General features: G+C 69.8%; 26 protein-coding genes. 4 read left to right on the plus strand and 22 right to left on the minus strand.

The features are described from left to right. Nucleotides 1–105: 105 nt before the first annotated feature. Both ABEA39_RS11480 and ubiE read right to left on the minus strand, forming a co-directional pair. The gene (locus tag ABEA39_RS11480) at nucleotides 106–1,185 is read right to left on the minus strand and encodes a polyprenyl synthetase family protein (RefSeq protein ID WP_345376013.1); all 1,080 of its coding nucleotides are present in this window, start codon (nucleotides 1,183–1,185) and stop codon (nucleotides 106–108) included. 26 nt (nucleotides 1,186–1,211) lie between these two features. Next, complete coding sequence (gene ubiE / locus ABEA39_RS11485; protein WP_345376120.1) at nucleotides 1,212–1,928, minus strand: bifunctional demethylmenaquinone methyltransferase/2-methoxy-6-polyprenyl-1,4-benzoquinol methylase UbiE; 717 nt, start codon at nucleotides 1,926–1,928, stop codon at nucleotides 1,212–1,214. Nucleotides 1,929–2,153: 225 nt separating this feature from the next. Between ubiE and ABEA39_RS11490 the strand changes: the two genes are divergently transcribed. Then, a complete protein-coding gene (locus ABEA39_RS11490) occupies nucleotides 2,154–3,476 on the plus strand; it encodes an isochorismate synthase (protein ID WP_425556969.1) in 1,323 nt (440 codons plus the stop codon). Nucleotides 3,477–3,521: 45 nt separating this feature from the next. On the opposite strand, the gene ABEA39_RS11495 is transcribed toward ABEA39_RS11490, so the two are convergent. The 7 genes from ABEA39_RS11495 to ABEA39_RS11525 all read right to left on the minus strand — a co-directional run bounded on the left by ABEA39_RS11495 (nucleotide 3,522) and on the right by ABEA39_RS11525 (nucleotide 11,292). Beyond that, complete coding sequence (locus ABEA39_RS11495) at nucleotides 3,522–4,373, minus strand: polyphosphate kinase 2 family protein (protein WP_345376015.1); 852 nt, start codon at nucleotides 4,371–4,373, stop codon at nucleotides 3,522–3,524. Between the two features lie 100 nt (nucleotides 4,374–4,473). Then, nucleotides 4,474–5,373, minus strand: coding sequence for a carbohydrate ABC transporter permease (locus ABEA39_RS11500; RefSeq protein ID WP_345376016.1), 900 nt, complete (start codon nucleotides 5,371–5,373; stop codon nucleotides 4,474–4,476). A gap of 1 nt (nucleotide 5,374) precedes the next feature. Further along, on the minus strand, nucleotides 5,375–6,319 hold the full coding sequence (locus ABEA39_RS11505; RefSeq protein ID WP_345376017.1) for a carbohydrate ABC transporter permease: 945 nt from the start codon (nucleotides 6,317–6,319) through the stop codon (nucleotides 5,375–5,377). Further along, nucleotides 6,316–7,668, minus strand: coding sequence for an ABC transporter substrate-binding protein (locus tag ABEA39_RS11510; RefSeq protein WP_345376018.1), 1,353 nt, complete (start codon nucleotides 7,666–7,668; stop codon nucleotides 6,316–6,318). Before ABEA39_RS11510 ends, ABEA39_RS11505 begins: the two co-directional genes overlap by 4 nt. A 76-nt stretch (nucleotides 7,669–7,744) precedes the next feature. Next, nucleotides 7,745–8,767: a phosphotransferase enzyme family protein gene (locus ABEA39_RS11515; protein ID WP_345376019.1), complete on the minus strand. Its 1,023-nt coding sequence runs from the start codon at nucleotides 8,765–8,767 to the stop codon at nucleotides 7,745–7,747. A gap of 50 nt (nucleotides 8,768–8,817) precedes the next feature. Continuing rightward, complete coding sequence (locus ABEA39_RS11520) at nucleotides 8,818–10,749, minus strand: thiamine pyrophosphate-binding protein (protein WP_345376020.1); 1,932 nt, start codon at nucleotides 10,747–10,749, stop codon at nucleotides 8,818–8,820. Between the two features lie 123 nt (nucleotides 10,750–10,872). Then, complete coding sequence (locus ABEA39_RS11525) at nucleotides 10,873–11,292, minus strand: PLDc N-terminal domain-containing protein (protein WP_345376021.1); 420 nt, start codon at nucleotides 11,290–11,292, stop codon at nucleotides 10,873–10,875. A gap of 162 nt (nucleotides 11,293–11,454) precedes the next feature. Between ABEA39_RS11525 and ABEA39_RS11530 the strand changes: the two genes are divergently transcribed. After that, complete coding sequence (locus ABEA39_RS11530) at nucleotides 11,455–11,802, plus strand: DUF4229 domain-containing protein (protein WP_345376022.1); 348 nt, start codon at nucleotides 11,455–11,457, stop codon at nucleotides 11,800–11,802. Between the two features lie 741 nt (nucleotides 11,803–12,543). On the opposite strand, the gene ABEA39_RS11535 is transcribed toward ABEA39_RS11530, so the two are convergent. Genes ABEA39_RS11535 through ABEA39_RS11545 form a run of 3 tightly spaced genes read right to left on the minus strand, consistent with a single transcriptional unit; the run spans nucleotide 12,544 to nucleotide 15,739 of the window. After that, complete coding sequence (locus ABEA39_RS11535; RefSeq protein ID WP_345376023.1) at nucleotides 12,544–13,542, minus strand: 1,4-dihydroxy-2-naphthoate polyprenyltransferase; 999 nt, start codon at nucleotides 13,540–13,542, stop codon at nucleotides 12,544–12,546. Nucleotides 13,543–13,587: 45 nt separating this feature from the next. Continuing rightward, nucleotides 13,588–14,826 carry an AMP-binding protein gene (locus ABEA39_RS11540; RefSeq protein ID WP_345376024.1) on the minus strand — a complete coding sequence of 413 codons (1,239 nt, stop codon included), beginning with the start codon at nucleotides 14,824–14,826 and terminating at the stop codon, nucleotides 13,588–13,590. Nucleotides 14,827–14,830: 4 nt separating this feature from the next. Next, the gene (locus ABEA39_RS11545; protein ID WP_345376025.1) at nucleotides 14,831–15,739 is read right to left on the minus strand and encodes a 1,4-dihydroxy-2-naphthoyl-CoA synthase; all 909 of its coding nucleotides are present in this window, start codon (nucleotides 15,737–15,739) and stop codon (nucleotides 14,831–14,833) included. Nucleotides 15,740–15,819: 80 nt separating this feature from the next. Between ABEA39_RS11545 and ABEA39_RS11550 the strand changes: the two genes are divergently transcribed. Continuing rightward, the gene (locus tag ABEA39_RS11550; protein ID WP_345376026.1) at nucleotides 15,820–16,851 is read left to right on the plus strand and encodes an o-succinylbenzoate synthase; all 1,032 of its coding nucleotides are present in this window, start codon (nucleotides 15,820–15,822) and stop codon (nucleotides 16,849–16,851) included. 213 nt (nucleotides 16,852–17,064) lie between these two features. Here ABEA39_RS11550 and ccsB read toward each other — a convergent pair whose 3' ends face one another. Genes ccsB through ABEA39_RS11575 form a run of 5 tightly spaced genes read right to left on the minus strand, consistent with a single transcriptional unit; the run spans nucleotide 17,065 to nucleotide 21,904 of the window. Next, nucleotides 17,065–18,093: a c-type cytochrome biogenesis protein CcsB gene (gene ccsB / locus ABEA39_RS11555; protein WP_425556963.1), complete on the minus strand. Its 1,029-nt coding sequence runs from the start codon at nucleotides 18,091–18,093 to the stop codon at nucleotides 17,065–17,067. Further along, a complete protein-coding gene (gene resB / locus ABEA39_RS11560; RefSeq protein ID WP_425556964.1) occupies nucleotides 18,090–19,913 on the minus strand; it encodes a cytochrome c biogenesis protein ResB in 1,824 nt (607 codons plus the stop codon). The genes ccsB and resB overlap by 4 nt, the downstream gene beginning before the upstream one ends. Next, nucleotides 19,897–20,667, minus strand: coding sequence for a cytochrome c biogenesis CcdA family protein (locus tag ABEA39_RS11565; RefSeq protein WP_345376028.1), 771 nt, complete (start codon nucleotides 20,665–20,667; stop codon nucleotides 19,897–19,899). Before ABEA39_RS11565 ends, resB begins: the two co-directional genes overlap by 17 nt. Beyond that, nucleotides 20,664–21,266, minus strand: coding sequence for a TlpA family protein disulfide reductase (locus tag ABEA39_RS11570; protein ID WP_345376029.1), 603 nt, complete (start codon nucleotides 21,264–21,266; stop codon nucleotides 20,664–20,666). Before ABEA39_RS11570 ends, ABEA39_RS11565 begins: the two co-directional genes overlap by 4 nt. Continuing rightward, entirely contained in the window at nucleotides 21,263–21,904 is a 642-nt protein-coding gene (locus tag ABEA39_RS11575) for a histidine phosphatase family protein (RefSeq protein ID WP_345376030.1), read from the minus strand. Before ABEA39_RS11575 ends, ABEA39_RS11570 begins: the two co-directional genes overlap by 4 nt. A gap of 73 nt (nucleotides 21,905–21,977) precedes the next feature. Between ABEA39_RS11575 and aspS the strand changes: the two genes are divergently transcribed. Further along, a complete protein-coding gene (gene aspS, locus ABEA39_RS11580; protein WP_345376031.1) occupies nucleotides 21,978–23,306 on the plus strand; it encodes an aspartate--tRNA(Asn) ligase in 1,329 nt (442 codons plus the stop codon). Nucleotides 23,307–23,344: 38 nt separating this feature from the next. Here the strand turns inward: aspS and ABEA39_RS11585 are convergent, their stop codons facing one another. The 5 genes from ABEA39_RS11585 to ABEA39_RS11605 all read right to left on the minus strand — a co-directional run bounded on the left by ABEA39_RS11585 (nucleotide 23,345) and on the right by ABEA39_RS11605 (nucleotide 25,167). Then, nucleotides 23,345–23,647 carry a Dabb family protein gene (locus ABEA39_RS11585; protein ID WP_345376032.1) on the minus strand — a complete coding sequence of 101 codons (303 nt, stop codon included), beginning with the start codon at nucleotides 23,645–23,647 and terminating at the stop codon, nucleotides 23,345–23,347. After that, complete coding sequence (locus ABEA39_RS11590; protein WP_345376033.1) at nucleotides 23,644–23,940, minus strand: glutaredoxin family protein; 297 nt, start codon at nucleotides 23,938–23,940, stop codon at nucleotides 23,644–23,646. Before ABEA39_RS11590 ends, ABEA39_RS11585 begins: the two co-directional genes overlap by 4 nt. Nucleotides 23,941–24,001: 61 nt before the next feature. Continuing rightward, nucleotides 24,002–24,100 (minus strand): 30S ribosomal protein bS22, encoded by a 99-nt coding sequence (locus ABEA39_RS11595; protein WP_003792170.1) that lies wholly within the window; start codon nucleotides 24,098–24,100, stop codon nucleotides 24,002–24,004. 149 nt (nucleotides 24,101–24,249) lie between these two features. Further along, nucleotides 24,250–24,444 (minus strand): helix-turn-helix domain-containing protein, encoded by a 195-nt coding sequence (locus ABEA39_RS11600; RefSeq protein ID WP_345376034.1) that lies wholly within the window; start codon nucleotides 24,442–24,444, stop codon nucleotides 24,250–24,252. 174 nt (nucleotides 24,445–24,618) lie between these two features. Next, on the minus strand, nucleotides 24,619–25,167 hold the full coding sequence (locus ABEA39_RS11605) for an ArsR/SmtB family transcription factor (protein WP_345376035.1): 549 nt from the start codon (nucleotides 25,165–25,167) through the stop codon (nucleotides 24,619–24,621). Nucleotides 25,168–25,259: the final 92 nt, after the last annotated feature.

Consider the following 25,259-nt stretch of genomic DNA (forward strand, 5'->3'; position numbering starts at 1 on the left):
GGTGGTGCTGGTGGTTCGGAGCCGATACGCCGCCGAGGCGGTGCCGGACGGACGAAGTCGGATGCCGGACGAGGCCGGAACACGGACAGGGACGGACGAAGCCGGTCAGGCCGACCGCTCGACGACCCGGTCGGCGAAACGCGTGAGCGCCTTCTTGACCGGACCCTGCGGCAGTGGGGCGATGGCTGCGACGGCGTCGGCGGCCCACCGGCGGGCCTCGGCGTGCGTGCGGGCCGTGACGTCGTGCTCGCGCAACTGACGCACCGTGTCGGCGAGATCGTCATCGCTGACGTGACCGCCGGCGACGGACACCGCGACGGTGGCCTCGATCTCGGACAGCAGGGCAGCAGCGTCGACGTCGGTCTGCGCCTCTTGACGCAGGTACAGAAGGGGCAGGGTGGCCACGCCGGCGAGCAGGTCGGTGCCGGCCTTCTTGCCGGTCTCGTCGCTCGACGGCGAGAGGTCGATGACGTCGTCGATCAGCTGGAAGGCGATGCCGATCTTCTCTCCGAACGCCGCCACCGGGCCGAGGAACTCGGACGGGGCGCCGGAGAACATGACGCCGACCTTGGCCGCCATGGAGATGAGCGAGCCGGTCTTGTCGGCGAGCACGTCGATGTAGTGGGCGATCGGGTCGTCTTCCGGGCGCGGCCCGATGGTCTCGTGCAGTTGGCCGAGGCAGAGCCGCTCGAAGGTCTGCGCCTGAAGCCGTATCGCGTCTTCACCGAGGTCGGCGACGATGGTCGAGGCACGGGCGAAGAGCAGGTCGCCGGTGAGGATCGCAACCGTGTTGCCCCAGGTCGCCTGGGCGCTCGGGACGCCGCGACGCATGGTCGCCTCGTCCATCACGTCGTCGTGGTACAGCGACGCCAGGTGCGTGATCTCGACGGCTTCGGCGGCCGAGACGACGGCGGGGGTCGCCCCCTCGCCGAGTTGAGCGATGAGCAGGGCGAGGGTCGGCCGGATGCGCTTCCCGCCCGCCGAGAAGAGGTACCGGCTCGTGACGTCGGCGAGGTCGTCGCCGAACGCGATCTCGGTCAGGAGGCCGTCTTCGACACGGTCGAGCCCGGCGTCGATGGCGGCGACGAAGCGCCGCTCGGAAGCGGAGGAGAACAGCTTTTCGGCCAGGCCGAGGGAGGAACTCAGGGAGTTTCCGCGGCGAGCAGCCGGTGCGCTGGGGGTCACAGGATCACCTTGTCGGATCGGGAGGGTCAGGCGTCGGGCGCTGAGGAGGGACGGCGGCCCCCGGAGGCGGGTTTGCGGCCACGGTGGAGGGCCACGATGCCGGCCGTCAGATTGCGGTGGGCGACACGGGTGAAGCCCGCCCCGCGGATCCACTGGCTCAGGACCTGCTGCTCGGGCCACTTCTCGATCGACTCGGCGAGGTAGCTGTAGGCAGGCGAGTTGCTCGACGTGATCTTGGAGATCGCCGGCAGGACGTGCTTGAGGTAGGCCTGGTAACCGAAGCGGAGGCCGGCCATCGGCGGCGTCGAGAACTCGCAGATGACGAGACGGCCGCCCGGCTTGAGCACGCGGAACATCTCGGCGAGCGCGGTCTTCGGCTTGTTGACGTTGCGGAGGCCGAACGAGATGGTGACGGCGTCGAACTCGTCGTCGCCGAACGGCAGCTTCTCGGCGTCGCCGACGATGAACTCGATCGCGGGCTGGCGCTTGCGGCCGACCTCCACCATGCCGGCAGAGAAGTCGAGCGCGACCACCTCGGCGCCGCTCTTGGCGATCGCGGCCGAACTGGTGCCGGTGCCCGCGGCGATGTCGAGCACCCGCTCGCCGGGCTTGGCGTCGATGGCCTTGACGGTGGCGATCCGCCACAGTTTGGCGTTGCCCGCGGAGAGGATGTCGTTGGTCACGTCGTAGTGCGCGGCCACCCCATCGAACATGGAGGCAACCTCGTTCGGTTGCTTGTTCATATCGGCCTTGGTCACGAATGACGAGCTTACCGGCTCGGCCTGCACCCCACCCGTGTGAAGCGGACGCTCAGCGAACGCCCACTTCGACAGGACGCTATTGCCACGAGGACGCCGCCGCCGCGTGGCTACGATGAGGCGGTGAGCGACCCTCAGCCCCCCTTCGACATCCCGCAGAGCATCCCGCCGGCCGACCCGCAGAACGTCCCGCAGAACGTTCCGCCGGGCATCCCACCGACCGCACCGGACCTCGCGACCCCTCTCACGGTGAAGACGACCCGCGTCGACGACATCACCCCGCTCCTCACCCTGGTCGACCCCGAGAACCCGCTCGCGTTCGTCCGCCGCAACGACGGCATCGCCGGGGTCGGGACGGCTCTGCGGCTGGAGTTCCACGGCGCCTCCCGCATGCGCGACGCCGCCGAGGCCTGGCGCCGGATCGCGGCGAACGCCGAGGTCGACGACGAAGTGCGGCTGGGCGGCTCGGGCCTGGTGGCGTTCGGCTCGTTCGCGTTCGCCGACGATTCGGCCGACACGAGCATCCTCCTCGTGCCCCGGGTCGTTCTCGGACACCGGGACGGCGTGCATTGGATCACCCGCATCGGCTCGGTCGACGACGTCGCGGCCGCCGCCGAGCAGGCCGCACCCACTCTGCTCGGAGCGGAATACCACGTGGCAATGAAGCCCGGTGCCTTCGGCCCGGACGACTACGCCGCAGCCGTCGCCGAGGCCGTCGCCACGATCGGCCGGGGCGAGGCCAGCAAGATCGTGCTGGCCCGGACGATGGAGGGGAAGCTCCCCGAGGGCGCCGACCTGCGCGTGCTGGCCGCCGACCTCGCGACCGGCTACCCCGACACGTACACCTTCGCGGTCGACGGTCTGATCGGGTCGAGCCCCGAGACGCTGATCCGCAGCGAGAAGGGCGAACTGACCGCGCGGGTCCTGGCCGGGTCCAGCGCCCGCGGGACCGACGCGGCCAGCGACGCCACGGCCGCCCTCGAACTCGCCACGTCGCAGAAGGACCTCGACGAACACGCCTTCGCGCTCCGCAGCCTCCTCCTCTCGCTCGAGCGCCATGCGACCGACGTGGTCTCGGCGGAGACGCCGTTCACGCTCAAGCTGCCGAACGTCTGGCACCTGGCCAGCGATGTGCGGGCCCGGTTGGCCGACGGCGCCTCCTCGCTGGACCTGATCGACTCGCTGCACCCCACGGCGGCTGTCGCCGGCAGCCCCACGCGGGATGCACTGGCCCAGATCCAGCGTCTGGAGCCCTTCGACCGGGGCCGCTACGCCGGACCGGTCGGCTGGGTGGGAGCCGACGGCGACGGCGAATGGGCGATCGCGCTGCGGTGCGCCCAGGTGCTGCCCGACGGGACCATCCGGGCCTTCGCCGGCGCCGGGATCGTCAGCGAGTCGGTGCCCGAGCGCGAGGTGGCCGAGACGAAGATGAAGTTCAAGCCGATCGTGGACGCGCTCGAGCGGGCACTGCCGGACGACGTCGGGCGGCCCCTGCCGTCGCGGCCGGCGTGGGCGGCCCCGAGCGTCGGCTGAGCATCCCCCGGCTGAGCATCCCCCGTCCGGCCCTGCCTTTCGTCGTCAGCTGACGGCGAGGCGCGTCTTCTGCAGGTCGACGTCGAAGTCGGCGGGTGGCCAGGCGAGGTCGAGGCCGCGGAGGGCGTCGATCACGAGCTTCTGCACCGCCACCCGGGCGTACCACTTGCGGTCGGCCGGCACGACGAACCAGGGGGCTCCGTCGGTGGAGGTGCGCTGGAGCGCGATCTCGTAGGCGTTCTGGTAGTCGGCCCAGAGGTTGCGCTCGTCGATGTCCCCGGGGTTGAACTTCCAGAACTTGTCCGGGCGGTCGAGGCGCTCGGCGAGGCGGGCCTTCTGCTCCTCGAACGAGATGTGCAGCATCACCTTGACGATCGTCGTGCCGGAGGCGGCCAGTTCGTTCTCGAATTCGACGATGTCGCCGTACCGCTTCTCGATCTCGTCGAGCGGGGCCAACTCGCGCACCTTGCCCACCAGGACGTCCTCGTAGTGCGACCGGTCGAACACGCCGATCATGCCGACGCCCGGAAGCTGGTTGCGGATCCGCCAGAGGAAGTCGTGGGCGAGCTCCTCCTCGGTCGGCCGCTTGAACGCGTGGTGGTGCACGCCCTGGGGATCGACGGCACCGACTACGTGGCGCACGATGCCGCCCTTGCCCGCGGTGTCCATCGCCTGGAGGACGAGGAGGACGTTGCGCGTGTCGCCGGCCGCTCGGCTGGAGGCGAACAGCTTCTCCTGGAGGTCGGAGAGCTGCTCGGCGCCCGCTTCGAGCACCTGCTGGCCGTACTTCTTACTGCCCTCGAAGCCGGGGGTGGAGGCCGGATCGACGTCGGCGAGCGACCACCCCTCTCGAACGCGGAGGGACTGTGCGGGCTCGGTGCTCCAGGTCTTGGCCATGTGCCGACTCTACGACCGTCGGGCAGGACGGCGACCGGCAGGCGAGCCGGCCGGCGACCGACAGACGGGCAGGACGGCGACCGCGCCGCGTGATCCGGCCTCACTTCAGGCCGGACCGCGCGAGCCCCTCGACGAAGTACTTCTGGAAGGCGACGAAGAGGATCACGATGGGCAGGATCATGAGCAGGTTGATCGCCATGATCGCCCCGTAGTTGGACGTGTACTGGCCCTGCAGGTCGGCGACGATCCCGATGGGCAGAGTGAACTGGTTCTGGTCGCCGGACAGAGCCACCAGGGGCCAGCCGAACGCGTTCCACTCCCCCATGAACGTGAGCAGGATCAGGACGGCGAGAAGTGGCTTGCAGAGCGGGAGCACCACCGAGCGGAAGGCCCGGAACTGCCCGGCGCCGTCGACCCGAGCCGCCTCGATCAGTTCGTCCGGGATCGCGATGAAGAACTGTCGGGCGAGGAAGACGCCGAAGATGACCGCGCTCTCGGGCAGGATGACACTCCAGAGCGAGCCGTAGAGACCGAGACCGACCGACAGCTTGAACTGCGGCACGATGATCGCCTGCGGCGGGATCATCATCGTGGACAGCAGGACCAGGAACAGGGCGTTGCGGCCCCGGAACCGGAGTTTGGCGAAGGCGTAGCCGGCCAGAAGATTGCAGACGACGGTGATGATCGTCGTCATCACCGTGATGAACAGCGAGTTGCCGAACCAGCGCCAGACCGGGAAGTCGCGGAACGGCTGGATGAAGTTGTCGAGCGTGAGGTGCCGCGGCCAGAGGTGCAGCCCGGGCGCGTAGAGGTCGGCCCTGGTGGAGAACGCCGTCAAGAGCATCCAGTAGAGGGGGAACGCCATCACGACGGTGATCACCACAGCGACCGTGATCCGGAGCCAGAGGAGTCGGCCGTGCTTGGCTCGGGGTGCGCGCGGCGGCGCCGTGACGGCGGGGAGGTCCGATCCGACCTCGAACACGTCGGTGAGCGACGACATCTCAGACTCCTTGCTCGGCGAGCTCGCGGCGGGTGTTGAGGCGCCACTGAACGGCCGTGATCGCCAGGGTGATGAGGTAGATGGCCACGCCGACGGCGGCTCCGTAGCCGAGGAGCGACGGGCCGGACTCGTCGAAGGCGAGCCGGTACGCGTACGACACGATTGTGGTGGTCGAGTAGCCGGGCCCGCCGCGGGTCATCGCCCAGACGGTGTCGAAGACCTGGAACGAGTAGATCAGGTTCATGATCAGCAGGAAGAAGGTCGACGGGCCGAGCAGCGGCAGCGTGATGTAGCGGAACGACTGCCAGCCGGTCGCCCCGTCGACCCGCGCCGCCTCCTGCACGGCCGGGTCCACCCCCTGGAGACCGGCCAGATAGATCAGCATGTCGAAGCCGACCCGCTGCCAGAGCGTGACCAGGATGATCGCGGTCAGCGCCCACGTGCCGTTCGACTGCCAGTCGACACTCGGCAGGCCGATCGCCTGCAGCATCTTGTCGATGAAGCCGTTGTTCTGGTCGAACATCCACGCTCCGAGGACGCCGGTGGCGACACCGGAGACGACGAGGGGAAGAAAGATGATCGATCGGAACACGGTGCGCCCGGGGAGGACGCCGTTCAGCAGAACGGCGATGCCGAGCCCGAGCGCCATGCCGACGGGCACGGTGAAGAGGGTGAAGACGCCGGTGTTCGCCATCGATTGCCAGAAGACCGGATCGGTGACCATCGTGACGTAGTTGCCGAAGCCCGCCCAGGTCGTCCAGCCGAGGGAGTCCAGGGATTGGAAGCTGATGACGAATGCGTAGACGAGCGGGAACAGGGTGAAGACGCCGAGCATGACGACGTTCGGCAGCAGGAACCCCGAGGCGGCGAGACCACTCGTCGCGCGCACACGGAAGGGCGTGCGGCTCCGCCGGGCAGCGGGGATGCGAAGCGGGTGCGTCGTCATGCCGCCACCGCCCCTCGGATTCCCGAGGCGATGGCCCGCAGGGTCGCATCGGTGTCGGTGCCGCGGAGCCCCAGCTCCAACTGGTCCTGCAGGGTCGTGGAGATGCTGGCGAATCCGGGCACGGTGGTCTCCTTGACGACGGTGTCGGTGATCGTGGTGGCCTGCCGGGTGAACACCGCGAGCGAATCGGGACGGATCGGGTAGTCGAGGGTCGAGTCGGCCAACGACTGGAGCGTTGGCAGCTCGGTGGCGAGTTCGCAGAAGCGCTTCATGGCGTCTTCGGAGACGAGGAATTTGAGGAACGCGGCGGCGAGGTCGGGGTTGCGGGTGCCCTTCCAGGCGACGATCGCGTTGCCGCCCAGGTCGGAGGCGGCCGTCTCGTCCTGAGGCATGAAGGTCGTGGCCCACTCGCCACCCTGATAGCCGTTCGTCTTGTCGGCGATCTCGGGGACGAGGAAGTCGCCGATGAACGTCATCGGCACGGTCTGGTTCAAGAAGAAGTTGTCGGAGTAGACGGTCGTCTTGATCGTGTTGTTCGCCGGCACCCACTTCTTCTCGAAGAACGTCTTCGTGAAGTCGAGCGCCTTGCGCGAGGCGGCGCTCGGCACGGCCGGCTTCTTCAGGTCGGAGGTCAGGAGCGAGCCTCCCGCCTGGTAGACGAACGACGACCAGCGGTACGCCCCCGCGGCCGTCCAGTCGTAGGCGAACGGGTACTTCGACGCGGGCAGGCTCTGCCTCAGCTTGCTGGCGACGTCGCTGAACTCGTCCCACGACCAGGCGTCCTCGAGGCGGTCGGGCACCGCGCCGATACCGGCCGACGCGAACGCCGCCTTGTTGTAGACGACGGCGGTCGTGTCGGTCTGGTGCGGAACGCCCCAGGCACGCCCCTCGTACTTCACGGCGTTCCAGAAGGCCGGGAGGAACGCCTCGGTCTCGGCCGTGCTGAAGTACGGCGTGACGTCGAGCAGCACCCCGTGCGAGATGTACTTGCCGATGGACGTGTAGTCGACGCGGAAGAGGTCGGGCGCCGTCTCCGAGACGATGCCGCGGTCGATGCTGGAGAAGAAGCCCGCGTAGGGCAGCGTCTTCAGAACGATGGTGGTGCCGGGGTTGGCCGCCTCGAACCGCTTCTTCACCTCGGCGAAACCCTGGGTCTCTCCGTCGCTGCCGCCCCAGAACGCGAACGTCAGCGTCCCCGTGACCTTCTTCGCCTGCGCCTTCGAGCCGGCGGTGCCCCCGGCCGGAACGGGCCCGGGCGTGGAGGTGCAGGCGGCCAGCGAGGCCACTGCCGCGGCTCCGAGAGCCCCCGCCAGGAGCCCTCGGCGCGTGATCGTCGTCGACTGCAGCACTGCTTGTACCCCGTTCCGTCACCACCGCGATCGACGCGTGGTTCCAGGAAAGGTAGACGCGCCCGGACGATCCTGCTCAGATCCGATCGAGTCTCGCCTCGACGCGTCCCGCCAGCCCCTCCTCCGACAGCACTCCGTCGATGAGCGTCTCGAGGTCGACGGGGAGGTGCGATGGGTGTCCGGTGAGGAGGTCCTCGACCGCCTGCAACAGGTCCTCCACTGCTCGGACGCTGCCGAAGCGGAGGATGCGGTCCTGGTCTAGGACGACGGCGCCGTAGCCGCTGTGGAACGCCCGCCGGTCGGTGTCCGTCACCGGCATGGTGAACAGCACGCCGAGCTCGACCAGCATCAGGTCCACCTCCCGAGGCGCGGTGACGGCGTCGTCGAAGTCGATCAGCCAGGGCTGCCCGGCGTCGTCGACCAGGACGTTGCCCAGGTGCGGGTCGCCGTGGCAGCTGACTCGCGCCGTGGGAGTCCGCGTTCGTCTCAGGCGACCGGCCTCCTCCCGCAGGGCGACGATGCGCGCGCGGATTCCGGGCCAGGCGCGGAGCAGGCGGGCCACGACGGGGTCGTCGTCCTCACCGGTGCCCGCGGCGGCCGCCAACCGGTCGATGCGTCGGAGCCGCGCGGTCGATCGTGCTCCCGCGCGTCGGATCCCCCGCCGCACGGCCGGTCCGTCACCCACCGCGTCGACCGGAGGCGGCGGCTCCTCGTGGACCCGACGCAGGAGCCGACCCAGCGCCTCCCACTCGGCGGGCGCGAGGCCGGTCTCGAACGCTTCGCGACCGAGCACCCAGGCACTGACGGACAGGCGCCCGCGGCGTCGGTCGCTCCAGGGATGGCCCTGCCGCGACGTGAGCTGCTCGGGCACGCCGACGACGGCCGACTGCGCGAGCGCCCCGGCGAGGAGCAGACCGAAGCGCGTGTCTCGACGGGTCCACTTCACCGCCCACGATCGGCCGAGGTCGTCCACGGCGAGCCAGACGGCGGCCTCGGGGTCGAGCCCTCCCACGATGGGCTCGAGCGAGTCGATCGTGAGACCGTAATCGGCGAGGAGCCACGCCCCGATACGGGAACCGAGGTCGGCGCGGGGCGTCATCGCTCGACCGTACCCGGCCGCACGGACCTCGGCGCGCCCTGCGGCACGGGTCACCGTGCCAGCGGCACCTCGATCAGGATCGGGCCGGGGCTGCCGACGAGGGCCTGGTCGAGTTCTCCGCGGGTGGATGCCCGGCGGTACTCCCAGCCGTAGGCTGCCGCGAGCTTCTCGAACGATGCGGGCTGCGGGGTGAACTGCACCCGGGTCATGGCGTCCTCGGGGGCGGTCGCGGCGACCTCGAGGCCGTCGAAGATGGTGCCGCCGCCGTCGTTGCCGACGACGACCTGGATCCGCGGCTTGGCCTCGCCCTCGCCGAAGAGCAGGCTGCCGGCGTCGTGCAGCAGGGTGAGGTCGCCGACGAGGACGCGGGTCACTCCGGTGGATCCGTCGGTCCAGCCGGCTGCCGGGGCACCTGTCGTGCCGCCGCCCTGGCTCGCGAGGCCGATACCGGTCGCGGTGGCGATGGTGCCGTCGATACCGGCGAGGCCCCGGTTCGCGTGGACGGCGATCTTCTTGCCCGTCACGAAGACGTCGGCCTCGCGGATGAGGCGCGAGGCCCCCAGCACGAGCCGGTCGTGCGGCCAGGTGACTCGCCAGAGCGCCTCCACCAGCGACCGCCTCGTGACGGGACGGCGGATCGCCTCGACCTCGCCGCGAAGGAACTCGGCCCGCACGGCCTTGTCGTCGGAGACGGCGGCATCGGCGTCGGGAGCCACGCCGTCGTCCGCGATCAGACTGCGGCCGGTGTGGACCCAGCGGCCGACCCAGTCGCGGTGCGCGGGGTCGTCGGGACGGGCATCCCCGTCTTCGATCTCGATGGTCTCCACGATGGTCGCCGAACGGCTCGGGTCGTAGGCCTCGGGCACTCCGCCGCGGACGACGATCACCTCGACGGCGGGACGGCCGTCGCTGCCGTCGCTGGCGGGGCGGCCGTCGCTAGCGTCGCTGCCGTCGCGCTTGAGCAGCTGCGGCACCTGGCGGGTGAGGGTCGGGTGCCCGTAGACGACGGCACGGCGGATCCGGCCGCCGAACTCGTCATCGTCGAGGAGCTGCCGATACGACGGCACGAGGTTCGGGCCGAAACGGGCGCCGCTGGAGACCTCGGCGATCAGTGGGGCTCCGAGGGCGCGTGCGGTGGCCTCGGCGACGGGGCCGGCGGCGTGGCCCGCGATGACGACGGTTCCGGGGTGGCTGTCGACGGAGAGGCGGTGGGGTGCTGCGGTCGCGCGCAGGGGCGTGGGATGCCCAGGTCGCGGCTCCGGCAGCGTTGTGACGGGCGCCGACAGCGGCTCGCGGAACGCGATATTGAGCTGCACCGGCCCGGGGGCGGCAGGGTGGTCGGGAGACCCCGAGTGCCCCAGCGCCGCCGAGAGGGCTTCTCGGGCGAGGGTGCGGACCGTGTCGAGGGCGCTGGCGCCGGCGCTGCTCGAGCCGGCGGGGACGGTGTCGCCCGTCGGCGCTGCGTTCACCGCGTCTGCGTTTGCTGCGTCTGCATTTGCCGCGGGCCTGCGCCTCCCGGCGTCCGGCGTCTTCGGTGCCTCGACGTCGCGGATCAGTCGCAGGGCTTCGCCGAACATCCGCGCCTGGTGGGTGGTCTGGTTCGAGCCGATCCCCCGCAGCTCCTCCGGGCGGTCGGCGGTTAGCAGCAGCATCGGCACGCCCGAGTGGTGCGCCTCGAGGACGGCGGGGTGCAGGTTGGCGACGGCTGTTCCCGATGTGGTGACCACGGCCGCGGGGATGCCCGTCTCGACGCCGAGGCCGAGTGCGAGGAACCCGGCCGACCTCTCGTCGAGGCGCACGTGCAGGCGCAGCCGCCCGGCCCGCTCGTACTCCGCCGCCGCCAACGCCAGGGCCTGCGAGCGGGAGCCCGGGCTGAGGACGACGTCGCGCACTCCCCCCGCCTCGAGTTCGGCGAGCAGCAGGACCGCGAAGTCGGTGGCGGAGCTGCCGGAGGGAGCGGGGACGGTGGGGTCGCTGGGCACGGAGGAGTCTTTCGTCGGGGATGCGGTGGTGCAGGAAGCGGTGGTGCGGGAAGCGGGGGTGCGGTCGGGGCTCCGTCGGTCGGCAGGTGCCTCGGTCGGCAGGTGCGTCAGCCGGCGGGTGCGTCAGCCGGCGGGCGGCCCGCCCGGGGAGTCGTCGTCGCGGTCGCGGTCGGCGAACTCCTGCTCGAGGCGGCGGATCCGCTCGTCGGTCTCGCGCAGGGCTTTGCGCCGCAGCTCACGTTCGCGTCGATCGAACTCCCGCCGGTCGCGCGGGGTACTCGCCTCGCTCGGTGCGGAGCGCCCCAGGAACGCCGGATCGTCGTCGGGCCCGCGATACCGCGCCCGCTCGACGGCACGGCCCCATCGCCGCCCCATCGTGAGCCAGAGAACGGCGCCGATGACCGGCAGCACGATGATCACCACGACCCAGAACGGCTTGTTGAGAACCCGGAAGCGCGGCCGATCGGCGGACAGGCAGTCGACCAGCGCGTAGACGAACAGCGCGACGGCGGCCACGATCGCGACGAACAGCCCTTTGACCATGTCCCGATCCTAGGCTCGTGCCCTGGATTGCTCCCTGGCGGGTCGCTGCGAGCGGGGCTCCGGTGCCGGGTGCGCGGGGCTCGGGTGCCGCGAGCGCGGGGCTGAAGCGTGGGATGCTCCCCGCCGGGCTGGTTCCCCGAACGCTCGTCTAGACTTCAGCGCGTGAAAGCGACGCTCCTCTACTCTCTGGCCCGTATCGGTGTGTTCGTCGTGGCGTTCATCGTCTTCCGCTTCACGCCGATGCCCATCTGGCTGGCCGCCATCCTGGCCGCGGTCGTCGCTCTCCTCATCTCGTACATCTTCTTCGGCGCCCTCCGCAAGAACGTCGCCCTCGCCATCGTGAAGCGGCGCGCGGCGCCCGAGCGTGATGACGACGCCGACCTCGAGGACGCCGTCCTCGACGCCCGTGCCGACGTGACCGGGGCCGCCGGCACCTCTGCGGCCGTGCCCTCGAAGGCGCGTCCCGCCGCGGCTCCCCGCCGTCCGGGCCCTCCCGCCGAGGACGAATAGCCCCGCGCACCCCGATCCCGCGCGTCCGCACCCCCCGGTCCCGCGCGTCCGCACCCCCGGTCCCGCGCATCCAAACCCCATTCCCGCGGACCCGCACCCCGACCACGCCTCACGACCCCCTGTCGCCAGGGGGTCTTTTGCGTCGACGGGGGGGGTCCGACTCATTGCGGCCGCGCTCCGAGCCGCGCCCAACGCCGAGTGGGCGCAAACGGCCGCTCCCGCCGCACGGGCCGGCCACTTCCGCCCACTCGCCGCTAGTCCGACTCTCGTCCGGTCGCCGCCGCCCGTTCCCGCGCCCTCAGCCGTCGTGCCCGCGTCTGCACCGTCCGTGGCCACCCTCGCGCCGAAGGAGACGCCGAATGTACGAAATCTGGGGGAATTTGCGCAGGAGGGCCCCGATTTCGCACATTCGCGTGCGGCGCGACGGCGAGTGGGCGCAAACGGCCGCAACTGCTGCACCCGCCGGCCATTTCTGCCCCCTCGCCGAGCAGCGGCCGACGAACAGCGCGCCGAACACACCGCAGCGGCACGAACCTCATGCCTAGGACATGGGTTCACGCCGCCACGGTGTGTTCGAGCAGGCGCGGGGCCAGCCCAGCAGGCGCAGCGGGCGCAACGGATGCACGGGGCGCAGCGGGCGAGCCGGCGCGATCCCCGGCCTCGGCCCGGGCCGCGCCAGGCCGAGGCCGCCAGGCCGAGGCCGCCAGACCTCGGTCGCCAGAGGCTACGGCCGTTCGAGCGCTATGGCTGGAAGAAGAGCACAGCCGCGAGCGCCAGCGAGAACAGGAGCGCGGAGAACGACGAGAGCTTCAGCGCCGTGATGTGCTCGCGAGGCGTGCGGCCGGTGACGCCGATGACGATGGCGGGAATCGTGAGGATGGCCGAGAAGTAGACGTAGCCGCCACCGAAGTAGAGCACGGTGAAGTAGACGAGCAGGACGTACGGCAGGCCGAGGAAGAGTGCGTAGACGATTCGCGCGCCGCGGTGGCCGAGGACGACGGCGAGGGTGCGCTTGCCGGCGAGCTTGTCTTGCTCGATGTCGCGGATGTTGTTGATCATCAGCACGCCGCAGGAGAACAGCCCGATCATGACCGCGGCGACCCAACCGGCCTCGGTGACCGTGTGCGCCTGCACGAACTGGGTGCCGGCCGTCGCGACGAGCCCGAAGAAGACGAAGACGAAGATCTCGCCCATGGCGTTGTAGCCGTAGGGGCGCTTGCCGCCGGTGTAGAACCAGGCGGCCACGACGCAGGCGGCACCTACGAGCAGCATCCACCAGTACTGGGTGATGACGATGACGGCGATACCGGCCAGCGCGGCGACGGCGAACGAGGCGAATGCGACCGTGCGCACGCGCTTGGGATTCGCCACCCCGGCGCCGGTGAGGCGAGCCGGACCGACGCGGTATTTGTCGGTGCCGCGGATGCCGTCGGAGTAGTCGTTGGCGTAGTTGACACCGATCTGCAGGAACAGGGAGACGACGAGGCACAGGACGGCGAGGACCCAGTCGAAGTCGTTGATCGCGGCGGCGGCACCGGAGCCCAGGGCGACGGGAGCCACGGCCAGGGTGAGGGTGCGGGGACGAGCACCGCTGATCCAGTCGGAGACGGTCGCCTTGCGCGGCGCGACGGCACCGGGGCGCCCACCCGGGCGACCGGCGGGACGGCCCGAAGGGCGCCCGCCCGAGCGGCCGCTGCTCTGGGAGCCGCGGGAGGAGCGTTTCGTCTTGGTCTTTGCCACGGATGAATTCTACGGGGCCGGGCCCCGTGCATCCCGCGCCTCGGATCAGGCTGTGGAGGAGGTGTCGCCTGGGGAGAACTCGTTGCGACCCGGCGCAGCAGCAGCAGCAGCAGCATCGAGGCCGGCCAGCCGGGTGAGGGCCACCCGATCGGGCTTGCCGCTGGCAAGGAGGGGCAGGGCATCCACCGTCAGGAGCCGAGCGGGAGCGGCAGCGCGACCGGCCCCCGCGACGACCGCGGCTCGAATGGCGCCCAACGACGGCAAGACAGCACCGCCAGCAGCACCAGCACCACCAGCCCCAGCCCCAGTCCCAGCACCACCCACAACCACCACCGGCACCTCCCCCCACCGCGCGTCGGGTGCCCGAACCACCACCGCGCCCGAGAGCCCGGGCAGTTCGCGGACCAGCCGTTCCACGACGCCGAGCGACACCTTCTCGCCGCCCGAGATGAACACGTCGTCGAGCCGCCCGGTCACCGTGACGACGCCGTCCGACGAGATGCTGCCCGCGTCGCCCGTGCGGTACCAGCGCACCCCGTCGCGCTCGACGAACGCCGCGGCCGTCCGCGCAGGATCCGCCAGGTAGTACTCGGCCAGTGTCGGCCCCGAGAGCTGCAGCTCGCCGTCGACCACGGCGGCACGGGTGCGACCCACAGGCACTCCGTCGTACACGCAGCCGCCGCTCGTCTCGCTGGAACCGTAGGTGCGGACCACGCGCACGCCGGCGCCCCGAGCCCGCGACAGAAGCGCGAGCGGCGTCGCCTGCCCCCCGACGAGCACGGCGTCGAACCGGCCCAGAGCCCGAACGGCAGCGGGCCCCGCGTCGAGCAGCGTCGTCAGCTGTGCCGGCACCAGAGACGTGTACCGCGTGGGATGCACGAGCCCCTCGGCAGCCGCCACGAATGCCACCGGATCGAAGTGTCCGCGCGGCACGAACGCCGGCACGGTCGACGCGGCCAACGACCGCACCAGCACGTTCGTCCCGGCCACGTAGTGCGCGGGCAGCGCCAACACCCACTGCCCCGGCCCGGCGAGGGCGGCGTCGGCAGCCGCGGCACCGGCGAGCAGCGCCTCGGCGGAGAGCCCGACGCGCTTGGCGTGCCCGGTGGAGCCGCTCGTCTCGATGACGAGGACCACCTTCTTCTCGACCTCGGCCGGCAGGTCGGACGGCACGCTGTCGTCGATGCGCGGGTTGATCGCCGGCCCGCCGGAGAGGGCCTCGCGGAGCGCCTCGAAGACGCGGCGGGGGTCGCGGGCGTCGACGGGGAGGAGCGGATGGGTCACGAGCTCAGAACTGCCACGGGTACGGCGACCAGTCGGGCTCGCGCTTCTCGAGGAACGAGTCGCGCCCCTCGACGGCCTCGTCGGTGCCGTAGGCGAGACGGGTGGCCTCGCCCGCGAAGACCTGCTGCCCGACGAGCCCGTCGTCGAGTGCGTTGAAGCTGAACTTGAGCATGCGGATGCTCGTGGGCGACTTGCCCATGATGATGCGGCCCCAGCGCAGGGCCTCCTTCTCGAGATCGGCGTGGTCGACGACGGCGTTCACGGCGCCCATCTCGTAGGCGCGCTGGGCGGAGTACTCCTGCGCCAGGAAGAACACCTCGCGGGCGAACTTCTGCCCGATCTGCTTCGCGTAGTAGGCGCTGCCGTAGCCGCCGTCGAACGAGCCGACGTCGGCGTCGGTCTGCTTGAACTTGCCGTGCTCACGACTGGCGAGCGTCAGGTCGCAGACGGCGTGCAGCGAGTGCCCGCCGCCGGCCGCCCAGCCCGGGACGACCGCGATGACGACCTTGGGCATCGTGCGGATGAGGCGCTGGACCTCGAGGATGTGCAGGCGGCCGTTACGCGCCGGATCGGGCGTGTTCTCCGCGTCGCCCTCGTACTTGTAGCCGTCGCGGCCGCGGATCCGCTGGTCGCCGCCGGAGCAGAACGCCCAGCCGCCGTCCTTCGGGCTCGGGCCGTTGCCGGTCAGGAGCACGACGCCGATCTTCGGGTTCATCCGCGCGTCGTCGAGCGCACGGGCGAGCTCGTCGACGGTCTGCGGGCGGAACGCGTTGCGCACCTCGGGACGGTCGAACGCGATGCGCGCGATCTGCCCGCGGACGTCGTGGTGGTACGTGACGTCGGTCAGCTCGCCCGCCCCCGTCGCCTCCGTCCACTCGGTCGGATCGAACAGGTCGGAGACGCGGTCAGTCATGCCCCCAGCCTACTGACGGGCCGCTCCGCCGGGAGGGCGCGCACTGCCGCTCCCAGCGCAGTTCGGGCCAGACTGGACGCATGTCCGACGCCTCGCAGCCCTCGCCCGTGCTCCCGCCGAGCATCCCCCCTCTCGCCGACCTGTTGCGCGACGCGCACGTGGTGGCCCTGCCGCTGCGCAATCGGTTCCGCGGCGTGGACGTGCGCGAGGCGCTCCTGGTCGAGGGGCCGAACGGCTGGACCGAGTTCAGCCCCTTCGTCGAGTACGAGACCGAGGAGGCCGCCTCGTGGCTGGCGGCGACGATCGATTTCGGCTGGGGGCCGTCCGCACCCGTCTCGCGCCGACGGGTCGAGGTGAACGCGACGCTGCCCGCGGTTCCGGCAGAGCTCGTTCCGGGCATCCTCGCTCGCTACCCCGGCTGCCGCACGGTCAAGGTCAAGGTCGCCGAGCCGGGCGGCACGCTCGCCGACGACGTGGCCCGAGTGGCCGCAGCGCGCAAGTACGTGGGCGACGACGGCCGGGTGCGGATCGACGCCAACATGAACTGGACGGTGGACGAAGCGGTGGATGCCCTGCTCGCCTTCGCGCCGTACCGCCTCGAATACGCCGAGCAGCCGGTCCGCACGGTGCCGGAGCTCAAAGCGCTTCGAGAGCTGGCCGCCCCTCTCGGCGTGCCCATCGCCGCCGACGAGAGCGTCCGGAAGGCCACCGACCCGCTCGCCGTCGCCAGGGCCGGAGCCGCCGACCTCCTCGTGATCAAGGCCCAGCCTCTCGGCGGAGTGACCGCCGCCCTCGGGATCGTCGCCGAGGCGGGCCTGCCGGTCGTCGTCTCGAGTGCGATCGACACGTCCGTCGGGCTCTCGATGGGCGCCCACCTGGCCGCGAGCATTCCGTCGCTCCCCTACGCCTGCGGCCTCGGGACGGCGGCGATGTTCACCTCCGACGTCACGCGCGAGCCGCTGCTGCCGGTCGACGGGGCGATCGACGTGCGGCGGGTGGACGTCGACGTGGACCTGCTGCGGGCCGCGGCAGCGCCCGACATCCGGCGCGCCTGGTGGTTCGAGCGGGTGCGTGCCGCGCATGCCGAGCTGGAGCGGCGCGCGGCGTCCTGAGCGCTCGGGCCGTGCATCCCCCGCTCTCGCTGCCTGCCCTTTGTCGCAAATCGCGAGTGATTCGCTGAGGTCGCCCCGGATTCATGCGCCGCCGACGGCAGCGCCCGCCGAAACGCTCGACATGTGCGACCCAGGAGAGACCGGAGCGGGGGATGCACGAACCCCCGCCGCACGAGGCGACGGGGGTCCGGGAGGTGCAGCGGAGGCCGAGGCCTACAGCCCCGAGTACGCGTGCAGCCCCTTGAAGAACAGGTTCACGACCGAGAAGTTGAACATCACCGCGGCGAAACCGACCAGCGAGAGGTACGACGACCGGGCCCCGCGCCAGCCGCGTGTCGCACGGGCGTGGATGTAGCCGGCGTAGATGACCCAGATGATGAAGGTCCAGACCTCTTTGGTGTCCCAGCCCCAGTAGCGACCCCAGGCCTTCTCGGCCCAGACGGCGCCGGCGATGAGCGTGAAGGTCCAGAGCACGAAGCCGACCAGCGCGATGCGGTAGGCGAGGTCTTCGAGACGGTCGGCGCCGGGAAGCGTGTCGAACAGCTTGATGCCGGCGTTCTTCGACATCTCGCGGCGGGCCTGGACGATCTGCGCGGCGGAGAGGCCGGCTGCGATCGCGAAGAACGCGGTGCCGAGGCAGGCGACGAAGACGTGGATGACCAGCCAGTACGACTGCAGGGCCGGAACGAGCGGGCTGACGGCGACGTAGAAGTTGACGACGGCGACCCCGAGCAGGATCAGGTTGAGGCCCATGACGTAGGCGCCGAGGTACTTCACGTTGACGAAGAGGTTGACGACCAGGAACATCGCGACGATCAGCGCGGTGCCGGTGAGGCCGAACTCGAACATGTTCGCCCACGGCACGCGGCCGGCGGCGAGTCCGCGGAACACGACCGAGACGATGTGGACGACGAGCCCGAGAGCCATCATCGACATGCCGATGCGCTCGAACTTCGACGACTTACGCGGGGCCTCGAGGCTCGGCACGTCGGTGCGCTCGAGGACTGCCACGCCGCCACCCGAACCATAAGCGGGGGATCCACCACCGGCCATCTCGAGGACGGCACCGGCACGGGCCTTCGCCTGGACGGCCTGCGCCTTGAGAGCCGCGGTCGCCGCCATCTGGGCGTCGCCGGAGCGCTTGGCGAGGTCGAGCGCGAACGCGATGAAGGAGATCACGTAGATGGCCATGGCCGAGTACGCAGCGTAGAGGCAGTAAGTCGAGAGTTCTGCGGACGTCACTGGGACAGCCTACTTCCGTCGTCGGCCTTTTCAGGCCTCGGTTCTGGGTGGGGAGGGGTGTTCTGCTTCGGCGACCCGATCATCGCCAGGTGTCGCTTGGCGAGGTCGTCGACCGCGCGTTCGAGCGTGGGGTCTTCGCCTCGGGCCAGGCCCGCGTACTCGAGCGACAGACCGTTCGGCCCGCTGACCGCCTTCACCCACACGCGACGGCGCGGGATGAAGAGGCCCGTGAGCAGGCCGAGGACGATCAGGACCGCGAAGATCAGCACGTAGACCTGCGACGGGTCGTGGTGGATGTCGAGTGAGACGAAGCGCTTGACGCCGGTGAACTCCACGGAGCCCAGGCCGTCGGGCAGCTTCACGGTCTCGCCCGGCTTGAGGGTGATCGGCTTCTCTTCCGCCTTCGAGGTGGTGCCCGCGATCGGCTTCAACCCGTCGGTGTTGAGCGTGTAGACCGACTTCGGCACCCCGTCGTTGAGGCCGAGGTCTCCGGCGTAGACGTCGAGGGTGAGCTCCGGGTTGATCGTGTCGGGGTAGTTGGAGGTGAGCGCGCCGGTGCTGAGAGGAGTGGCGCTCGGGTAGAAGAACCCGATCATGCCGAGCTGCTGGGGCAGGGCGTCGGGCACCTTGATGACCCCGAGCGAGGTCAGGTTGGCGTCTTGCGGGAGGAACGGGACCTCGTCTTTGAACGCCACGTTGCCCTGGCCGTCGCGGACGGTGACGTCGACCGCGTAGCCGTTGCCGAGCACGTAGACCTGCGTGCCGCCGATGTCGAGCGGGTGGTTGACCTTGATGGTCGTCTTCTTCTCTTTCTGACCCTGCTCCTGCGTGGTGACGTAGGCGGTGTAGTCGAGCGGCGTGCCGAGCGACGAGGCGATCTTCGTCTCGTACTTGGCCACGAACTTGTCGACCCGGATGTTGTACGGCGCGAGCTGCGACGCGGTGAACCATCGGCCCGGGTTGAACGAGTCGTACGAGCCGAGGTTGTTGGAGAAGCTCTGCCCGGCGACGACCACGCGGTTGCCGGTGTAGCCGAAGCTGCCGCCGATGCCGACGGTGATGAGCACTCCGAGCAGCGCCATGTGGAAGACGAGGTTGCCCGTCTCGCGGAGGTAGCCGCGCTCGGCGCTGACGGAGTCGCCGTACACCTGGGTGCGGTAGCCGGCGCGACGGAGCTGGGTGCGGGCGGCCGCGATGGCGATGTCGGCCGACACGGGAGCCTTGCCGTTCACGCCCTCGCTGCGGACCGGGTGCGACTGGAATCCCGCCAGACGCGAGAGCCGCGCCGGGGTCTTGGGCGGACGAGCGCGGAGGGCGTCGAAGTGGTGCTTGGTGCGCGGGATGATGCAGCCGATCAGCGAGATGAACAGCAGCAGGTACACGGCCGAGAACCAGGGCGTGTTGTAGGTGTTGAACAGGCCGAACCAGTTGAGGATCGGGTACAGCTGGGCGTGGTCGATCTTGTACTGCGCGACGCCGTTGGGGTCGGCGCTCTGCTGCGGCACGAGCGACCCGGGGATGGCGGCGATGGCCAGAAGCATGAGCAGGAACAGGGCCGTGCGCATGCTGGTGAGCTGCCGCCAGAAGAAGCGGACGTAGCCGAGGAAGCTCAGCCGGGGTTGCGTGATCGTGCCGTCGCCGGAGCCGGACCCCGACGAGCCGGAGCCGGAGGCCTCGGAGGCGGGAGCGACGTAGTCGATGTGGTCGCGCGGACGCAGCGGGTCGGCCCGCTCGTCGGTGCGGTCTTGAGCGGAGGCGTCGGTCACTGAGCCGGGCGCGCTCGAACCGGTGGGCTCTTCGGGATCAGACGACCGTGCCATAGTTCGCGATCACCGCCCCGAGACGTGACATGAGGTCGGTCCAGACCCCGGCGACCATGAGAACACCGATGAGCACGAGAAGGCTGCCTCCTACGAGGTTGACGGCACGGATGTGCCGTTTGACGAAAGCGATGGAGCGCGTCATCCAGCCGAGGCCGAGAGCGACGAACAGGAACGGGATGCCGAGACCCACGCAGTAGGCGACACCGAGCAGGAAGCCCTGCTTGGCCGAGCCGGAGTTGAGCGACAGGGCGGTGATGGCGGCCAGCGTGGGCCCGAGGCACGGGCTCCAGCCGAGGCCGAAGACGATGCCGAGCAGCGGGGCACCGACCAGGCCGGTCTTCGGGCTGATCCGGAGCTTCGTCGTGCGCTGGAAGATCGGGAAGTTGCCGATGAACACCAGGCCCATCACGATCACGACGATGCCGAGCAGGCGCGTGAGGAGGTTGCGCCATTCCAGGAACCAGAATCCGAGGATGCCCGCTCCCGTGTTGAGGGCGACGAAGACCACGGTGAAGCCGAGCACGAACATGACGACCCCGAGCAGCAAGCGCCCTCGGTCGATGCGCTTGCCCCGGGCATCCCGCGTGCCGTTGCCGGCGAGGCCGCCGACGTAGCCGAGGTACCCCGGCACGAGCGGGAGCACGCAGGGAGAGAGGAAGGAGATGATGCCGGCGAGGATCGCGACGGGGACGGCGACGACGAGTTGGCCGCTCGTCACGGCCTGGAAGAAGGGATTGCCGGCGAAGTTCACTTGTCGTTCTCGGCGACCGTGTCGCTGATGAGGGTGTCGAGGACGCTCTTGTTGACCTCGCCCAGGACGCGGGCGGCGACCCGGCCCTTCTGGTCGAGGACGATCGTGGTCGGGGTGGCGTTCGGGCCGCGCTGGCCGGAGAAGGCGAGCTGCACCTTGGCGTCGGCCGCGTCGATCACCGAGGGGTAGCTGATCTTGAACGAGCGCTCGAAGGCCTTGGCGGTGTCGGTCTGGTCGCGCACGTTGACGCCGAGGAACTGCACGCCCTGGCTGTCGTACTTCTGGCTGAGGCTCTCGAGGTCGGGGGCCTCGAGGCGGCAGGGCGGGCAGGAGGCGTACCAGAAGTTCACGACCATGACCTTGCCCTGGTAGTCGCTGCGCTTGAGGGTGGCACCGGTGTCGAGGCTGGTGGTGAATTCGACCGGGTCTTTGCGATCGGCGGGCTTGATCTCGGTCAGGGTGCCGTCGCCGGAGATGTAGTTCTGGTTCGAGCCGCTGCCGTACTGCTTGATCAGGCTGTCGTTGTTGGTGCAGCCGGTCAGGGCGACGGCCGCCACGGCGGCCATCACGGCGACGCGGACGAGGTTCTTCTTGTTCACACTGCTCCTGTGTCGACGGCGGAGGCCTGGAGGGCCGCGGCCGGTTCACGGTAGGAGACCTCGACGAAGGCGTCGCCGTGGTGCTCGAGGGTGGTGATGCTCGAGAGCGAGCATCGTCTTCTGCGGGGATCGTGGAACAGTCGCTCACCCTTGAGACTGCGATGGACCATCCAGATGGGGAGCTGGTGGCTGACGAGGACGACGTCGCCGTCGTCGACACTGCGCCAGGCTTCGTCGACGGCGGCCAGCATGCGAGCGGCGATGCTCACGTAGGCCTCGCCCCAACTGGGCTTGAGAGGGTTGGCGATCCAGGGCCACTCGGCCGGAGTGACCAGCGCCTTCTTGTAGGTCTGCTGCCGGCCCTCGAACTTGTTCGTCGGCTCGATGAGACGGGCGTCGGTCTCGATCTCGAGACCGAAGCGGCGGGCCCAGGGCTCGGCGCTCTCCTGGGTGCGCTGGAGAGGGCTCGCGACCAGTCGGCGGATGGGGAGGCTCTCTTCGCGGAGCGAACGGGCGGAGGCCTCGGCCATCCGGTGCCCGAGCGTGCTCAGCCCGAAACCCTCGATGCGCCCGTAGAGGACGCCCTCGGGATTGAACACCTCGCCGTGACGGACGAGGTGGATCTGGTTCGCGGGCACGACTTCCAGTGTAGATTGCCCCGTCGCGCCCACCTCCCATGGAGGATATCCACAGCCGGTAGACTCGCTGCTCGTGACTGAACGCACCCTCATCAAAGACCTCGCTGCCTCCTCCGACGGACCCGTCTCGGTGTCCGGGTGGGTCGAGACGGTGCGGGATCAGAAGAAGGTGCAGTTCGTCGTGCTCCGCGACGAGTCCGGCGCCGTGCAGCTCGTCGCCCCGCGCGTGAGCGGCGACGACGGCGAGATCGTCGCCACCGACGTCTCCGACACGATCACCTCGCTCTCGCAGGGCAGCTTCCTCACCGCCACCGGCGAGCTCAAGCACGACGAGCGCGTCAAGCTCGGCGGCGTCGAGATCAAGCTCGACGCCCTCGACGTGGCGTCGCTCGCGATCGCCGAGACCCCGATCAAAGACGACTCCGGCATCGACAAGCGCATGGACTGGCGATTCCTCGACCTCCGCGTGCCCCGCAACGCCCTGATCTTCAAGATCCAGACGACCTTCCTCCACGCCCTCCGCAGCTACTGGGTCGAGCACGACTACATCGAGATCCAGACCCCGAAGCTGATGGCGTCGGCCAGCGAGTCGAAGGCCGAGCTGTTCCGGGTCGAGTACTTCGACGGCAGCGCGTTCCTCGCGCAGAGCCCCCAGTTCTTCAAGCAGATGGCGCAGCCGGCTGGCTTCGGCAAGATCTTCGAGGTCGGGCCCGCGTTCCGAGCCGACCCCAGCTTCACCTCGCGCCACGCCACCGAGTTCACCTCCGTCGACGCCGAGATCAGTTGGATCGACTCGCACGAAGACGTCATGAAGATGCACGAGGAGATCCTCGTCGCGGGCTTCCAGGCCGTGAAGGACAAGCACGGCGACGCGATCAAGGAGCTGTTCGACGTCGAGGTGACCGTCCCGACGCTGCCCTTCCCGCGCATCCCCCTGGCCGAGGCGAAGAAGATCGTGGCCTCACGCGGCTACGAGATCCCGCGGGCCGACGACGACATGGACCCGGAGGGCGAGCGCCAGATCGCGGCGTACGCGCGCGAAGAGCTGGGCTCGGAGTTCGTCTTCCTCACCGACTACGCCTCGACGATCCGGCCGTTCTACCACATGCGTCGCGAAGGCGACCCGTCGATCACCAACAGCTACGACCTCATCTTCAACGGCACCGAGATCTCGACCGGAGCTCAGCGCGAGCACCGCGTCGACGTGCTCACCGAGCAGATCAAGGAGAAGGGTCTCGACCCCGAGGAGCTCGACGGCTACCTCGACTTCTTCCGCTACGGCGTGCCGGCGCACGGCGGGTTCGGCATGGGCCTGTCGCGCGTGCTGATGCTGCTGCTGGGGCTGCCGAACCTGCGCGAGGCGACGTACCTGTTCCGCGGGCCGACGCGCCTGGAGCCGTAGCCGCTCGACGAGCAGCGAACGCTCGCTTCGGGGCGACCTCAGTATTCGAAGTCGATACCGGCGCGGGACGCCACCAGAGTGCGGATCTCCGCCGCGACCTCCTGGTGGTCGGGGTGCACCTGGTAGGCCTGCACGCCCTCGTAGTCGTCGAAGTCGGCCACGACCGAGATGTCGGAGTTCGTCTCGGGGTAGGCGCCGTTCACGCCGACCGTCAGGCTGCGGATCGACTCGACCCGGCCCACGAGGCCGTTCAGCAGCTGGGTGATGCGGGCGATCGCTTCGGCCTTCTCGAGCTCGTCGGTCGCCTTGAGCTTCCAGAGGACGATGTGCTTGACGGTCATGACGCCGCTTTCGTGGGGTCGGTCTCGCGAGCGAGAGAGGTGCGGAGGGCTGCGCGGAGGCGCTCCTGGTCGACGCGCCAGGTCGTGTGCACGCGGCCGTCGATCTTCACGACGGGGATGTCCTCGAAGTACTCGTCGGTGAGCGCGGCGTCGTCGAGGATGTTCTGCTCGGCGAAGCCCGGCGCGGCGATCGCCCCGGCGAACTCGTCTTCGGCGAGGACCTGGGCGAGGGATGCCCGGGCGTCGTCGCAGAGATGACACCCGGGTTTCGTCAGCAGTTCGATTCGTGGCACGACTTCAGCGTAGCGGGCACAAAAAATGCCCCGACCATCGGCCGGGGCACGTTTCGTATCTCTACTTCTTGTTGCGACGCTGGTGACGAGTCTTACGAAGCAGCTTGCGGTGCTTCTTCTTCGCCATGCGCTTGCGACGCTTCTTGATAACAGAACCCATAGGGCACCTCACTGATTTCTGAATTCGGACCTAGCAACACCGGGCCCCATCAGAACCGCGGAAAAATACCTCGCGTCAGTCTACTCGGCCAGCGGCCGAAAGACGAACCGGGTCGGGACGTGGACCCCGTCGGACGACGTCAGCCGACGTCAGCCGACGTCGGCCACTCCCCCGCGGAGGACGGCCTGCACGGCCGAGTCGGGAACGCGGAACGACCGGCCGAAGCGGATCGCCGGCAGTTCGCCGGAGTGCACCATGCGGTACACGGTCATCTTGGACACTCGCATCATGTCGGCGACTTCGGCAACGGTGAGAAAGCGCACGTCTGTCAGATCGTCCGACATCGTCCTGCCTCGGGTTTCGGGCCCGTCCGACGAACAGTCGGAGCAAGGCGGTGGCTATGCGGCTGATGAGTGTTACTCGTGAGCCCTGTGGTTACTTTAGGGGCGCATGTGACACCGTGGCAAGCCGGGCGGCAGCCCCCGTTCGAGCGGGTCGAGGAAGGCCGTCGACGCGGGTCAGTCGCGGCGCCCGAGCCGCTTCTTCACGGCGGACGAGGCACGGTTCTGCGCCTGGGCGACGGCACGCCCGAGCGTCGCACCGACGTCCTTCGCATCGGGCAGGTTCTCGGCGGCCCGACGGAGCGGAGCAGGCACCGGCACGGGGCGGAGCGGGCCTCCGGAAGCCGCCGGCACCACCTCGGTAGCGGCGTCGGACACGGCCTCGGCGGCGACCAGGGCCTCGACCGGCGCGAGGAACCCGTGCAGCCACTTCTCGAGGTCGTGCAACGGCCCCGTCTCGAGGCTGTAGTAGCGGTGCTGCCCCTTCTCGCGAACGTGGACAAGACCGCTGTCGCGGAGGACGCGGAGGTGCTTGGAGACCGTCGGCTGGCTGAGCGAGAGTTCGATCACGAGGTCGCCGACGTTGATCTCGCCCGCACCGGCGTCGCCGTGGGCGAACCCGGCAGCGGAGGCGGGCGACGACGTCGCGTCGTCGCGGCGTTCGAGCAGGACACGCAGGATCTCGCGCCGGGTGGGGTCGGCGATCACGGTGAAGAGGTCGGCCATTGGCTCAGGCTAGCGATCTCCGGCCGGGAGTACCATGCTGATTCGGATGATCGGACGGGTGGGAGATCGAGTGGCTACCACCGCACCCTCCC

This window comes from Frondihabitans cladoniiphilus, assembly GCF_039544345.1.
GTDB classification, from domain to species: domain Bacteria; phylum Actinomycetota; class Actinomycetes; order Actinomycetales; family Microbacteriaceae; genus Frondihabitans; species Frondihabitans cladoniiphilus.